This is a genomic window from Nonomuraea sp. NPDC050540, assembly GCF_044457485.1.
Classification (GTDB): Bacteria; Actinomycetota; Actinomycetes; order Streptosporangiales; family Streptosporangiaceae; genus Nonomuraea.
Window position 1 is genome coordinate 327,068 of the sequence record NZ_JBITHA010000004.1, and the last position, 13,694, is coordinate 340,761.

9 protein-coding genes are annotated in these 13,694 nt (G+C 70.8%); 4 read left to right on the forward strand and 5 right to left on the reverse strand.

The genetic code is table 11. From position 1 onward, the window contains the following. Nucleotides 1-14 precede the first annotated feature (14 nt). The gene (locus ACIBI5_RS16100) at nucleotides 15-410 is read left to right on the forward strand and encodes a hypothetical protein (RefSeq protein WP_397247382.1); all 396 of its coding nucleotides are present in this window, start codon (nucleotides 15-17) and stop codon (nucleotides 408-410) included. Nucleotide 411: 1 nt separating this feature from the next. On the opposite strand, the gene ACIBI5_RS16105 is transcribed toward ACIBI5_RS16100, so the two are convergent. Together ACIBI5_RS16105 and ACIBI5_RS16110 are read right to left on the reverse strand one after the other, a co-directional pair. Next, nucleotides 412-945 carry an orotate phosphoribosyltransferase gene (locus ACIBI5_RS16105; RefSeq protein WP_397247384.1) on the reverse strand — a complete coding sequence of 178 codons (534 nt, stop codon included), beginning with the start codon at nucleotides 943-945 and terminating at the stop codon, nucleotides 412-414. After that, nucleotides 942-1,628, reverse strand: a complete 687-nt coding sequence (locus ACIBI5_RS16110) for a hypothetical protein (RefSeq protein ID WP_397103682.1) — start codon at nucleotides 1,626-1,628, stop codon at nucleotides 942-944. Before ACIBI5_RS16110 ends, ACIBI5_RS16105 begins: the two co-directional genes overlap by 4 nt. Before the next feature lie 106 nt (nucleotides 1,629-1,734). On the opposite strand from ACIBI5_RS16110, the gene ACIBI5_RS16115 reads away from it, so the two are divergent. Continuing rightward, a complete protein-coding gene (locus tag ACIBI5_RS16115; protein ID WP_397247386.1) occupies nucleotides 1,735-4,098 on the forward strand; it encodes a sigma-70 family RNA polymerase sigma factor in 2,364 nt (787 codons plus the stop codon). Between the two features lie 184 nt (nucleotides 4,099-4,282). Then, nucleotides 4,283-5,473, forward strand: coding sequence for an NYN domain-containing protein (locus tag ACIBI5_RS16120; RefSeq protein WP_397247388.1), 1,191 nt, complete (start codon nucleotides 4,283-4,285; stop codon nucleotides 5,471-5,473). Between the two features lie 264 nt (nucleotides 5,474-5,737). Here ACIBI5_RS16120 and ACIBI5_RS16125 read toward each other — a convergent pair whose 3' ends face one another. From ACIBI5_RS16125 to ACIBI5_RS16135, 3 genes are all read right to left on the reverse strand, one after another. Then, a complete protein-coding gene (locus tag ACIBI5_RS16125) occupies nucleotides 5,738-6,886 on the reverse strand; it encodes a VLRF1 family aeRF1-type release factor (protein ID WP_397247390.1) in 1,149 nt (382 codons plus the stop codon). A 343-nt stretch (nucleotides 6,887-7,229) separates the two neighbouring features. Next, on the reverse strand, nucleotides 7,230-7,859 hold the full coding sequence (locus ACIBI5_RS16130) for a two-component system response regulator (protein ID WP_397247392.1): 630 nt from the start codon (nucleotides 7,857-7,859) through the stop codon (nucleotides 7,230-7,232). Between the two features lie 4 nt (nucleotides 7,860-7,863). Further along, nucleotides 7,864-12,030 carry a HAMP domain-containing protein gene (locus ACIBI5_RS16135; RefSeq protein WP_397247394.1) on the reverse strand — a complete coding sequence of 1,389 codons (4,167 nt, stop codon included), beginning with the start codon at nucleotides 12,028-12,030 and terminating at the stop codon, nucleotides 7,864-7,866. A 120-nt stretch (nucleotides 12,031-12,150) separates the two neighbouring features. Between ACIBI5_RS16135 and ACIBI5_RS16140 the strand changes: the two genes are divergently transcribed. Then, nucleotides 12,151-13,692, forward strand: a complete 1,542-nt coding sequence (locus ACIBI5_RS16140) for a PP2C family protein-serine/threonine phosphatase (protein WP_397247396.1) — start codon at nucleotides 12,151-12,153, stop codon at nucleotides 13,690-13,692. Nucleotides 13,693-13,694 lie beyond the last annotated feature (2 nt).

The following is a 13,694-nucleotide window of genomic DNA, read 5'->3' on the forward strand; positions in this document are numbered from 1 at the left end:
ACAGGACAGACCCGATGGGCCTCGCGAGGCTCGCGCTCGCCGTGCTCGCGGTCGCGCTCGTGGTGGCGCTGGTCGTGATCGGCGCGCGGGCCCTGCTCGGCGCGCTCGACACCCCGGAGCCCGTCTCGGCCGGCCGCGCCACGGCCACGCCCACCGCGAGCGCGCAGGTGCCGACGGTGCGCATCGAGTGCGTGGCCGAGACCTGCCCGCTCGTCACGGTCCGGGTGCCCGGCGGCGACGTGCTCCAGTACCGCGACATGAGCAGGGGCGAAGAGGTCAGCTACTTCGAGCCTGAGCTGTCGGTCGTGCTCTCCGACGCGGGCACCGTCCGCGTGGCGGAGAACGGCAAGGCGCGCGCCCCCGGAAAGGCGGGCGAGCGCGAGGCGTTCACGGTCCGGGGCGGTCCGTGACTCAGATGCCGCACTCCGCGGCCGTGTAGGCGTAGCGGTACTCCAGGCCCTCCTCGGCCAGCCGGGGGGCCGCGCCGCGCTCGACGATCGTGACCACGGCCACGACCTCGGCGCCCTCCTCGCGCAGCGCCTCGACCGCGGTCATGACCGAACCGCCGGTGGTCGAAGTGTCCTCCAGGGCAAGCACCCGCCGGCCCTTGACGTCCGGCCCCTCGACGCGGCGCTGCAGCCCGTGCACCTTCTGCGACTTGCGCACCACGAAGGCGTCCAGCGTGCGTCCCCGCGCCGCGGCGGCGTGCAGCATCGCGGCGGCCACCGGGTCGGCGCCCAGCGTCAGCCCGCCCACGGCGTCGTAGCCGAGGTCCGCGGTCAGCTCCAGCAGCACCTGGCCGACCAGCGGCGCAGCGACGCCGTCGAGCGTGATCCGGCGCAGGTCGAGATAGCTGTCGGCCTCCTGTCCCGACGACAGGATGACCTTGCCGTGCACCACGGCCTTGTTCTTGATCTCGGCAAGCAGCTTCTCGCGATCCGTCATGGGTCCAAGCTTAAGGTTCGCAGCAGGGTGAGAGCCTGCTCGTAACCGTCGGGCAGCCGGTTGACCGAGACCCGGAACACCTCCAGCGGGGTCAGCCGCGGGACCAGCGCCGGTCCCGCCCTGGCCAGCGCGCCCACCCGGGCGGGCGCGAGCTGCGCCAGCGTCTCGTCGCCCGCGAAGGCCTCCCGCGCCGCCCCTGCCAGCGCGAGCATCGCCGCCAGCCGTCCCGCCAGGTCCCCCGGCCGCTCGTACGGCTCGGCCACCACCAGCCGGTGCTGCGCGGCGAGCGAGCCCCGGTAGACCTCGGCCAGCCGCGTACGCAGGTAGGTCACCGTGGCCAGCCCGGTGAACGGGTCCTCGCAGCAGAGCCCGTTCACCGGCGCGAAGCTCGCCTCGGTCCAGCCCACGGCGAAGGATCGCGCGGCGGTGAACGGCGGCTCGCCGAGCCCGAGCGCGGTGAAGAGCGCGGCGAGGTCGTTCATGCCCTCGCCGATGCCCACCCCCGCCCGTGCCCGCGCGCCCCCGAGGGCGGCGCACGCGCGGATCAGGTCGTGGCCCCTGTTCACGGCCTTGATCGCGTGTTCGACCGCCGGCGTCCACCAGTCCTCGGGCAGGGACCAGCCGGCCTCCAGGCTCCTCTTGCGCCAGCGCGAGCGCAGTGATCCTGGAATGTCCTCGTCCATCTGTCCTCCGAAAGGGTTTCAAAGGCAAAGACGCGCTTTCGGGTTAGTCATGACGCGGAATGCGGAATGATTCGCCGGGGCAACCCCGCGTAATCGTGAGGTCACTATGAGTGTCGAATCGCCGCAAAGCGATGCAGATCTACTCGAAGCGGTACGAGGCGGCAACGCCGCCGCCTATGGCGTGCTCTACGAACGCCACGTCGTCGCCGCCCGAGCCCTCGCCCGCCAGCTGGTGCGGGGGGAGACCGACGTCGAGGACGTGGTCGCCGAGTCCTTCACCAAGATCCTCGACTTGGTGGGGCGCGGCGGCGGTCCCGACGCCGGGTTCCGGCCGTACCTGCTGACGGTCGTGCGCCGGACGGTCTACGACCGCGGCCGGGTCGAGAGCCGTCAGGTGAGCACCGGCGAGATCGAGCTGTTCGACCCCGGGGTGCCCTTCGTCGACCCCGCCCTCACCGGGCTGGAGAAGTCGCTGATCTCCCGCGCGTTCCTGTCGCTGCCCGACCGCTGGCGTACGGTCCTGTGGCACACCGAGGTGGAGGACTCCAAGGCCGCCGAGGTCGGCCCGCTGCTCGGGCTGTCGGCCAACGGCGTCGCCGCCCTGGCCTACCGGGCCCGCGAGGGGCTGCGGCAGGCGTACCTGCAGATGCATCTGGCCGCCTCGCCCCAGCAGGCCTGCCGACCGGTGCTCGGCAAGATGGGCGCCTACGTCAGGGGCGGCCTGGCCAGGCGCGACTCCAAGTCGGTCGACGACCACGTCAGCGGCTGCGCCGAGTGCAACTCGGTGCTGCTGGAGCTCACCGACGTCAACCGCGGACTGCGCGTCATCGTCGGACCGCTCTTCGTCGGCCCGGTCTTCGCCGGGTACCTGGCCGCGCTGGCCAAGGCGAGCGCGGCGGCCGGCGGCGCCGGCGCGGGCGTCATCCACGCGCTCGGCTGGATCCGGCGCGCGCCCAAGAGCCAGCAGGCGGCCGTCGCGGGAACCGTGGCGGCCGGGGTGGCGGTCGCCGCCTTCCTCCTGGTCTCGGGGGAGGAACCGATCAAGAAGCCCCCGGTGGCCGCCGCGCCGAGCCCCTCCAGCCAGGCGTCCCCGGCCGTCGAGCCGCCCAGCGAGAAACCGGCCAGGAAACCCGAGCCCGAACCCACCCCCACGCCCACGCCGACCACGTCCAAGCCCGGCAGGGCCAAGCTGTCGGCCACCATCGGGGCGCTCGGCTCCCTGGTACGCGCCCAGCCCGGCATCATCGGCATCCGCCTGCGCAACGCCGGCAAGGGACCCAGCGACGAACTCGCCGCCACCGTCGCCCTGCCGGAAGGCGTCACGCTCATCACCGGCGGGAGCAGGGGCAGCTCCGTCACCGCGGTCAAACCGGTCGGCACGGTCGACGGCTGGTCGTGCAAGGTCGCCCGGCGCGGCGCTCAATGCGTACGGCGGCCGCTCAGGGGCGGGTCGGCGACGGCGGTGTTCCTGCGCGTACGGGTGGCCGCCTCGGCTCCCGAAGGCGCCGGGCCCGCGGTCCGGATCAAGGCGGGCGGCGTGCAGGTGAAGGCGGTCTCGCCGATCGGGGTCCGCGAGGACGGCGCGCCCGCGCGCTTCGCCACCGACGGCAAGGTCGTGGTCAGGGCGGTCGGCAACGCGCTGCTCACCTGCCCGCCCAGCCGCCAGGGCTGCCCGGAGGCGTTGCGCAGGCAGGGGCAGCGGCGCGACAACGACCTGTGGACCATGCAGCCGCTCGACCGCGACCAGGTGGCGAGCACCAAGGCGTCCAGCGCGGCCAGGCTCGACCTGCCGGCGGGCGGGCAGATCGTGTGGGCCGGGCTCTACTGGTCGGCCAGCACCAAGACGGCGGGGCCGATCAAGTTCCGGCCGGCCGGGCGGGACGGGTACGTGAAGATCCGGCCGAACCAGGTCATGGCGCGCGAGCTGCCGGTGGGGCCCGCCTACCAGGCGTTCGCGGACGTGACCGGGCTGGTCAGCAGCAGCAAGAAGAAGGGGATGTGGTGGGCGGCGGACGCACCCATGAAGCCGGGGATCTCGCAGCATGCCGGGTGGAGCCTGGTGGTGATCGCCACCGATCCCGCGCAGCCGTACAGTCAGGCGGTCGTGCTCGACACGGCCACGCAGATTGGCGGGGAGAAGGACGCGGCGGGACGGCTCGACGTGCCGCTGGGCGGGCTGATCCCGGCGGCGGCGCCCGCGCGGCTGGAACTGGTCACGTGGGAGGGCGACGCGGACCTGTCGGGCGACAAGGTCTCGCTCGGCGGCGCGGCCATGGTGCCGGAGGCGGGCGGGCGGGACGCGGGCAACACGTTCGACGGGTCGTCGAACGGGGCGAACGGGCTCACGTTCGGTGTCGATGTGGATACCTTCAGTGCTGAGCTGGGGGAGCGGCCGCGGCTGAGCATCGTCTCCAGAAGGGATGCGGTGTTGTTCGGTGTCGCGGCGGTGAGTGTCCGTGCACGGTCGTGACCGTGAACGGGACAGACTGGTACGGTTCGCGTAAATCCTCTGGCGTAACGTCGGGCGAGGGCGGAATCGTCGGGATTAACCCTCGCACGATCATTGGCTTCATTACCCTGGTAAAGGGCCGCCGAGTCCGGCTCTGACGGTGCAGAGCCAGAAGGTCGGGCCACCTAGAAAGGGGCGGTGTCGCGTGGATCGCTGCGCGCTGTTCGTGGACGCTGGCTATCTGCTGGCAGACGGCGCGATGGCCGTTCATGGGACTCGCCATCGCGAAGCGGTTTCCTGGGATTACCCCGGCCTGCTGCAGCTCATGACGAACCTGTCACGCGAGCGCACGGGTCTGCCGTTGCTGCGTTGCTACTGGTACGAGGCGACCGTCGAAGGCCGCCGCACGCCCGAGCACGACGCGCTCGCCGACATCCCCGGCCTGAAGCTGCGCCTGTCGCGCATCAGGCCGGGCCGCCGCGAGGGCGTCGACGCCCAGGTGCACCGCGACCTGATGACGCTGGCCCGCAACAGCGCGATCTGCGACGCCGTCGTGGTCAGCGGCGACGAGGACCTCGCGCAGGTCGTCTGCGACGCCCAGGACCTGGGCATCCGGGTGACCGTCGTGCACATCACCGCCGACGGCGGCTGGGCGGTCTCCCGGACACTGCGCCAGGAGAGCGACGACCTCATCGAGATCGGCGGCGGCCACCTGCGCCCGTACGTCAACCTGGTCACCGGCTCCGCCGAGGCCGCCAACGGTCACCAGCCGGTCAGCAACGGCCAGGCCGCGCACGCCTCCCTGCCGCCCTCGCCGCCGCCGTCACTCCCCCCGGCGCAGATCCCCGCGCAGCCGTCGTCCCCGCCCCAGCCCAGTCCGCCCGCGCCCGCCTCGCCCGGCAACCGCCCGCCGTCGCCGCCCACCTACACCTACCAGCCCGAACCCCCGTCACCGCCCCAGCAGCCAACCCCGCCCCAGCCGTCCGCGGCCCCGTCCGCGGCCCCCGTCACCGGCCCCATCCAGGCGCAGCCCCCGTCCGCCGGCCAGTACGGGGCGCCGTCGTCGTACCAGCAGCCGTCCCAGCTCGGTCCCTACACGGGCCCGCAGCCCGCCCCGGTCTCACCGGCCCCGGCCGCGACCGGGGGCGCCACCACGCTGGCCGACGCGGTGAAGGCCGCGCACCGCGAGGGACACGACTTCGGCGAGTCGGTGGCCAGGGACGCGCCCGCGTTGTGGCTGGAGGCCGTGCTGGCCCGCAAGCCCCGCATGCCGTCCGACCTGGAGGCCCGGCTGCTGCAGGGCTCCTCCCTCCCGATCGACTTCCTCCTCCACGACGAAGTCCGCCACGCACTCCGCCGCGGCTTCTGGGACGCCCTGGAACGCGCCCGCCACTGACCTTTTCTCCTCAATTTCGTTCAGTGCCACGCCCGCCTCTTCGTGCGGGCCTTTCGCTTCTCCGCGGCCCTTCTCGTGCGGGCCTTTCGCTTTTTCCGTTACGGCCGGCCCCCGCCCCCGCCACCCGCCGACGTGGGCGGGCGCAGGTCGGGGGGATCGCTTCTCACGTCGGACAAACGCCCCACCGCAACGGCCTTTCGCGAGCCCCCGCCCACGGAGGGCCCGCCGGTTGCCCCCGGCATGCTTGTTTGGTCTGGTTGGGTGTCACCAGCGGAGGAGGGCGGCTACTCCGTTGTAGTCGGCCAAGGCTTCAGCGCCGGTTGTTGTGAGGATGGTCAGGGTCACGCCCGTGTTCAGGGCGGCCTCGATCATGCGTTCACCCAGGTCGGGCTCTGGGTCGGAGGGGACGCCCGCCGGTGCGTGGTCGTACAGGTAGCCGTCAAGGCCCTTGAAGCCCGACCACTTCGCCGATTCCTCCAGCAGCAGGTGGTCGACCCGGCCCTCGTTGAGCAGGGCGAGGGTTTGGTTGAGGCCCAGGGAGCCACGGCCGCCGGACTTGGCCGCGTCCACGGCCCTGGCCGCCAGGGCGGCGTCGCGGCGTTCGCGGGTGGCGGCCAGTTCCGGTGCCACGTGCTTGGCCGCCTCGGCGGGCGGGAGCGTGTCGACGATGGTGTCCACTTGGACGACGTCCAGCGGGTGTACCGCCCCGGCCAGCACCTCGGTCAGCTCCACGTCGCCGATCAGCAGGACGTCCGTCCAGCCGCGGGACCTGGCCTGGCGGGCGATCTCCGGGGCGCTGCCGTGGAGGTTGCGGCGCAGGTGGTCTTCGACGCGGCGTTGGAACCGGTCGGTCTGGGTGGAGCTGGACTGCGCGGTTCCGCCCGGACCTGGGCCGCGCATGGGGCGCCAGTCCTCGGTGTCGATCTCGTAGGTCTCGTGCTCGATCTCCTCGGCGACGCCGTATCGGAGGTCGATGAGGCGTACGCCGTCCCGTGAGACGAGCACCAGACCGGCGGGCGCGCTGGTGGCCATGGCGGTGAGCAGCGGGCGGACGTAGGCGGTGGATTCGAGCACGGCGCAGTCCTCGATCGGGACCTGCAGCTTGATCGTGCGGACGTCGTTGTCGCTGACCGAGGCGAACAGCGCCCGTCCGATCCCGGATTCGGCGGCGTCGAGAAGTTCGAGGATGTCCGGCTCCAGCGCTTCGAGCCGGCGGAACACGGCCTCCCGGCGTTCGCGATCCGGCCAGGTGTTGACGTGATCCCGAATCGCGGACAGCTCATTCCTGAGCCGGATCCCGCGGGCGGGCCGGGTGGAGGCCTCCTCGCGAGGATCGGCGGTGGTGTACAGCGACACCACACCCGCCTCGTCCTTCATGGCGGCGAGCTCGCGGAGGAAGGTCTGATCGAACACGGCAGTTCTCCGTTCTCCGGCATCGAATCACTACCGACTCTAAAAACCCCAACCCACCACAAACCCCGCCTCTACCGGATATTTCCCCGCGTTTTACCCCCACCCCGGTTCCCCTCACCCCGCCCTCGCACCTCGGCACTCCACGTCGCACGCGCTGCTCCCCACATCCCAGGCCCGTCTCCTGCGCCGCGCCCGACCCCCACCCGCTCCCTCGGGCAGTCGGTCCCGTGAACGCCTCCACAGCCACTACCGTCAGGCGGCGCCTCCAAGCCCTCGCCCGGCAGCGCGTAGGGACCCCCGGGGATGCTGCCGTGGTTGGCGTGGGCGGGGGCCGGCCGTAACGTTACGAGAGGGCGTCGAAGCCCGCGCGCAGGTTGGCGAGGCGTTCGGTGAGGTCGGTGAGGGGGGCGGTGAGCAGCGGGTCCTGGGACTTGCGGGCCAGTTCGCGCACCCTCGCCAGTTCGTCCTCCACCGCGGCCAGCCGGCGGGAGAGTTCGGGGAGGACCGAGCCCTGGACGGAGGCGCCGGGCGGAAGTTCGGCGGCCATGCGGTCGCGCAGCAGCGACGCCTGCTCGGCCAGGCGCTTGTTCATGTTGTAGAGCTCGGCGAACACCGACACCTTAGCCCGCAGCACCCACGGGTCGAACGGCTTGGTGAGGTAGTCGACCGCGCCGGCCGCGTAACCGCGGAAGGCGTAGTCGGGGGCGCTGTCGACCACGGTCAGGAAGATGATCGGGATGTTCCGGGTACGCTCGCGCCGCTTGATGTGGGCGGCCGTTTCGAAGCCGTCCATGCCCGGCATCCGCACGTCCAGCAGGATGAGCGCGAACTCGGTGTTGAGCAGCGCCTTGAGGGCCTCTTCGCCCGACTTGGCCCGTACGGGCACCAGGTCGAGGGAGCTGAGGATGGCCTCCAGGGCGATGAGGTTCTCCTCCCGGTCGTCGACCAGGAGGATCTTCGCTCGTTCCGGCACTCGATCACGATCCTTCTGCTGAGTCGGTCGTGCTCACCCGCCCACGGCTGAGCCAACCGCGCAGCCGTTCGAGCAGGCGGTCCACGTCGACTGGCTTGGGCACGTAGTCAGAGGCACCTGAGGCGATGCTCTTCTCACGATCGCCCCGCATGACCTTAGCGGTCAACGCGATGATCGGCAGGTCGGCGAACTGTGGCATGCGGCGGATGGCCGAGGTCGTGGCCCAACCGTCCATCTCGGGCATCATGATGTCCATCAGGACGAGAGCCACATCCTCGTTGCGCTCCAGCTGCTCGATGCCCTCGCGGCCGTTCTCGGCGTAGACGACGGCGGAGCCGTGGCGTTCGAGGACGCTGGTCAGGGCGAAGACGTTGCGGATGTCGTCGTCCACGATGAGGATCTTGGCGCCGGACAGCGGGTCGTCGCCCTTCCACTTGCTGGTCTCGACCTGCTCCGACAGCTCGGGCAGCTGGAGGTCCATGGGCAGCGGAGGTTCGGGCATCGTCACCGTGGGCTCCTCCACCGGCATCGCCAGCACCTGGCGCCGGGCCGTGCCGCCGTCGCCGGCCGGGAGCGGGCCGTTGTAGGAGGCGGGCAGGTAGAGGGTGAACGTGCTGCCCTTGCCGAGTTCGCTGTCGACGTGGATCTCGCCGCCGAGCAGGCGGGCGATCTCGCGGCAGATCGACAGGCCGAGGCCGGTGCCGCCGTACTTGCGGCTGGTGGTGCCGTCGGCCTGGCGGAACGCCTCGAAGATGACCTCGCGCTTGTCCGGCGCGATGCCGATGCCGGTGTCGACCACCTCGAAGGCGAGCAGGTCGTCGGCCTCGCGCAGGATCGCGTCGTCGTACTCGATGCCGGACGGCGCGCGTACCACGCGCATCTTGACCTCGCCCTTCGGCGTGAACTTCACCGCGTTGGACAGCAGGTTGCGCAGCACCTGCTGCAGCCGCTGCTCGTCGGTGTGCAGCTCCTGCGGTACGCCCTCGTCGACCTCGACGCTGAAGGCCAGGCCCTTGTCCTGAGCCAGCGGCGCGAACGCCGCGTCGACGTAGTCGACCAGCTTCGGCGTCGAGAGCGTGGCCGGGTGGATGTCCATCCGGCCCGCCTCCACCTTGGACAGGTCGAGCATGTCGTTGATCAGCTGCAGCAGGGCCGATCCGGCGCCGTGGATCGTGCGGGCGAACTCCACCTGCTGCGAGGTCAGGTTGCCCTCGGCGTTCTCGGTGAGCAGCTTGGCCAGCACGAGCAGGCTGTTGAGCGGGGTACGCAGCTCGTGCGACATGTTGGCCAGGAACTCCGACCGGTAGCGGTTGGAGACCGCGAGCTGCTCGGCCCGCTCCTCCAGCGTCCGCCTGGCCTGCTCGATCTGGAAGTTCTGGATCTCGATGGCGCGGTTCTGCTTGGCCAGCAGCCCGGCCTTGTCCTCCAGCTCGGAGTTGGAACGGCGCAGCTCCTCCTGCTGGCGCTGCAGCTCGTCCGAGCGTTCCTGCAGCTCACGGGTGAGGCGCTGGGAGTCGGTGAGCAGGTCCTCGGTGCGGGAGTTGGCGATGATGGTGTTCATCGTGACGCCGATGGTCTCGACGAGCTGGGTGAGGAAGTCGAGGTGGACCTCGCCGAACGGCGTGAAGGAGGCCAGCTCCAGCACGCCCAGCACCCGGCTCTCGAACAGGATCGGCAGCACCACGATCTGCGCCGGCGTGGAGGAGCTCAGGCCGCTGTCGATGGTGATGAAGGCGGCCGGCACGTTGTCGAGGATGATGTGCCTGCCCTCGGCCGCCGCCTGGCCGACCATGCCCTCGCCGATGGCGAACATCTGCCGCGGGCCGCGGTCGGGGCGGACGCCGTAGCCGCCGATGAGGACGAGGTCGTGCTCGCCCTCGGGGGCGCGGCCGTAGAAGGCGCCGTAGCGGGCGGAGACGAGCGGCGTCAGCTCGCTCATGATCAGCTTGGCCACCTCGAACAGGTCGCGGTGGCCCTGCATGAGCCGGGAGATGCGGGCCAGGTTGGACTTGAGCCAGTCCTGCTCCTGGTTGGCCTGGGTGGTCTCGCGGAGGTTGGCCACCATGTAGTTGACGTTGTCCTTGAGCTCCGCCAGCTCGCCCTGCGCCTCGACGGCGATGGAGCGGGTCAGGTCGCCCTGGGCCACGGCGCTGGTCACGGTGGCGATGGCGCGTACCTGTGTGGTGAGGTTGCCGGCCAGCTCGTTCACGGACTCGGTCAGCCGCTTCCAGGTGCCTTCGACGCCTTCGACGCGAGCCTGGCCGCCGAGGCGGCCTTCCGAGCCGACCTCGCGGGCGACTCGGGTGACCTCGGAGGCGAAGGACGACAGCTGGTCGACCATCCGGTTGATGGTGGTCTTGAGTGCGAGGATCTCGCCCTGGGCGTCCACGTCGATCTTGCGGGTGAGGTCGCCGTTGGCGACGGCCGTGGTGACCTCGGCGATGTTGCGCACCTGGTAGGTCAGGTTGTTGGCCATGAAGTTGACGTTGTCGGTGAGGTCCTTCCACACACCGGACACGCCCTGCACCCGTGCCTGGCCGCCCAGCTGGCCCTGCGTGCCGACCTCGCGGGCGACTCGCGTCACCTCGTCGGCGAAGGACGACAGCTGGTCGACCATCGTGTTGAGGGTGTCCTTGAGCTGGAGGATCTCGCCCTGCGCGTCGACGGTGATCTTCTTGGACAGGTTGCCCTGGGCCACCGCTGAGGAGACGGCCGCGATCTGCCGCACCTGGGAGGTGAGGTTGTTGGCCATGAAGTTCACGTTCTCGGTGAGGTCCTTCCAGACCCCGGACACGCCGCGTACCTGGGCCTGGCCGCCCAGCTGGCCCTCGGTGCCCACCTCGCGGGCGACTCGGGTGACCTCGGAGGCGAAGGACGAGAGCTGGTCGACCATCGTGTTCATGGTCGACTTCAGCTCCAGGATCTCGCCCTGGGCGTCCACGTCGATCTTGCGGGTGAGGTCGCCGTTGGCGACGGCCGTGGTGACCTGGGCGATGTTGCGTACCTGGTAGGTCAGGTTGTTGGCCATCGAGTTGACGTTGTCGGTGAGGTCCTTCCAGACGCCGGAGACGCCCTTCACCTCGGCACGGCCGCCCAGCTTGCCCTCGGTGCCGACCTCGCGGGCGACTCGGGTCACCTCGTCGGCGAAGGACGAGAGCTGGTCGACCATGGTGTTCATGGTCTCCTTGAGCTCCAGGATCTCGCCCTCGGCGTCGACGGTGATCTTCTTGGACAGGTTGCCCTGCGCCACCGCCGTCGCCACGGTCGCGATGCTGCGGACCTGGGAGGTCAGGTTGTTGGCCATGAAGTTCACGTTGTCCGTGAGGTCCTTCCAGACCCCGGACACGCCGCTCACCTGCGCCTGGCCGCCCAGCTGACCCTCGGTGCCCACCTCGCGGGCGACTCGGGTCACCTCTTCCGCGAACGCCGAGAGCTGGTCGACCATCGTGTTCACGGTGTTCTTGAGCTCGAACATCTCGCCGACCGCGTCGACCGTCACCTTGCGGCTCAGGTCGCCCTTGGCCACCGCGGTGGTCACGACCGCGATGTCGCGCACCTGCGCGGCCACGCGCGAGGACATCGTGTTCACGGCCTCGGTGAGGTCGCGCCAGCTTCCCGACATGCCGCGCAGGTTCGCGCTGCCGCCCAGCCGCCCCTCGGTGCCCGCCTCGCGGGCCACCCTGGTCACCTCGGAGTTGAACAGCGCCAGCTGGTCGACCATGCCGTTGATGGCCTTGCCCAGCCTGCGTACCTCGCCTCTGGCCGAGCGGTCGAGGTCGATGCGCCGTGACAGGTCACCCTTGGCGACGGCGTCGATCACGTCGGCGGCGCCGCTGACCGGGCTCACCAGCGCGTCGATCAGCATGTTCACGGACTCGACGCTCTCGGCCCAGGCCCCGACGCCGGGGCCCGGCGTCAGCCGTTCCCCGAACCGGCCCTCCTTGACCACTTCCTTGCGGACGCGCACCAGCTCGTTCGCCAGATGCTCGCGCCGGTCGGCCACCTCGTTGAGCAGCAGCCGCACCTCGCTGAGTATGCCCGCGGGAGCATGCGGGACACGACGTCGGAAGTCGCCGTCGCGCCAGGAGAAGAGGGTCTCCAAGATCGGTACTAGGTCCGCCTCGGTGTAGGTCCTCTCCTCCGGATTCGGCGCGATCTTGGCCGTGGTCATGGGGCCTCCTTCACTCCCGGGGTGCCGCCGCGAGTGATTCAAGTCTGTCACGATGAGTAGCTCGTAGTCCTGTCCTTGGATTTACCCCATGTCAGCGGTAATTGTGGTAGGCACGGTGGGATGACTGCATCTCCCCACGCGCTGCTCGCCGCGACGTTCGCGCCGGGTGAGTCAGCCGTGCCCGCGGCCAGGAGGTTCACTCTCGAGGTGATGACCGCCTGGGCGGTCGCCGCCGTGCTGCCGGACGCGGAGCAGATCGCCGGTGAGCTGGCAGCTCAGGTCGCTGACGAGCCGTTCGAGGTGATCTGGAAACATTTCGGCGACGCGGTGCAGGTCGAGCTGCGGCAGCGTACGGCTCCCCAGGCCGACCCGAAGGGTCCTTCGGTCGAGGTGGAGGAGTGGGGGATCACCTTCGCGGGCGATTCCCGTGTCCATTGGGCAAGGCTCACGCTACCGGGTTCGTCGGAGAGAGTCGCGGCCGAATGGTCGGAGGACACCTCCAGGGGACCCCACTGGCTGGGCTTCCTGGCCGATGCCAGCGACCTTCTCGCCGGCACGCTCGACCCCGACATGGTGCCCGCGATCATCGCCCAGATCGTCGTGCCCAGGCTGTCGAGCTGGTGCGGCGTCTACACCACCGACGGCGCGGTCGGGCCGCTGCGGCTGGCGTACCTGTGGCACGCCGACGAGGCCCGCATCGACGGGCTGCGCGAGGAGCTCGCCGGGATCGGCATCGACGAGGCCGACACGCGCGCCACCTCCATCGTCCATCTCGACGGCTCGCAGGTCCTCGCCGTTCCGCTCACCGCGCGTGGCCGTCAGCTCGGCATGATGTGCCTCGGCCGTACCGACCGTTTCCCCGACGAGGTCGTGCAGTTCGCCGACGACATCGCCCGCCGCGCCGCGCTCGCGATGGACAACGCCCGCCTGTACGCCCAGCAGGCCGCCGCCAACCGGGCTTTGCAGCGCAGCCTCCTGCCGCCCAACGAGCCCGAGGTCCCGGGCCTCGACTACGGCGTCGTCTACGAGCCCGCGGGCGAGGCCAACGAGGTCGGTGGCGACTTCTACGACCTGTTCGCGGCCGAGGACTCCTGGCGCTTCGCCATCGGCGACGTCTGCGGCACCGGCCCCGAGGCCGCCGCCGTGACCGGCCTGGCCCGTCACACGCTGCGCCTGCTGGCCCGCGAGGGCTACGGCGTGGCCGCCGTCCTGGGCCGCCTCAACCAGGCCATCCTGGAGGAGGGGGAGCGGGCCCGCTTCCTCACGTTGCTCCACGGCGACATCACGCCGATGCCGAGCGGCCTGGAGGTACGCCTGGTGTCGGCCGGTCACCCCGAGGCGCTGCGCCTCAAGCCGAGCGGGGTCGTGGAGGCGGTCACCACGCCGCAGTCGCTGCTCGGCGTCTTCTCCGAGGTGCAGTTCGAGGCCGACACCATCCATCTCGACCACGGCGACGTGCTGCTGGCGGTCACGGACGGGGTGACGGAGCGTCGCAGTGGCGGACGGCTGCTGGACGACGGCGGCGGGCTGGCCAAGCTGCTGGCCGAGTGCGTGGGACTGTCGGCGCGCGCCGTGGCCGAGCGCATCCGCCGCGCGGCCGAGGACTACGCTCCCGAGCCCAGCGCCGACGACCTGGCCATCCTCGTTCTGCGTGCGCGCTGACT

Bases quoted from the DNA above. Each gene is read 5' to 3' on its own strand.
- ACIBI5_RS16140 (WP_397247396.1), top strand. From the start codon at position 12,151: ATGACTGCATCTCCCCACGCGCTGCTCGCCGCGACGTTCGCGCCGGGT.
- ACIBI5_RS16110 (WP_397103682.1), bottom strand. From the start codon at position 1,628: ATGGACGAGGACATTCCAGGATCACTGCGCTCGCGCTGGCGCAAGAGG.
- ACIBI5_RS16105 (WP_397247384.1), bottom strand. From the start codon at position 945: ATGACGGATCGCGAGAAGCTGCTTGCCGAGATCAAGAACAAGGCCGTG.
- ACIBI5_RS16135 (WP_397247394.1), bottom strand. From the start codon at position 12,030: ATGACCACGGCCAAGATCGCGCCGAATCCGGAGGAGAGGACCTACACC.
- ACIBI5_RS16115 (WP_397247386.1), top strand. From the start codon at position 1,735: ATGAGTGTCGAATCGCCGCAAAGCGATGCAGATCTACTCGAAGCGGTA.
- ACIBI5_RS16100 (WP_397247382.1), top strand. From the start codon at position 15: ATGGGCCTCGCGAGGCTCGCGCTCGCCGTGCTCGCGGTCGCGCTCGTG.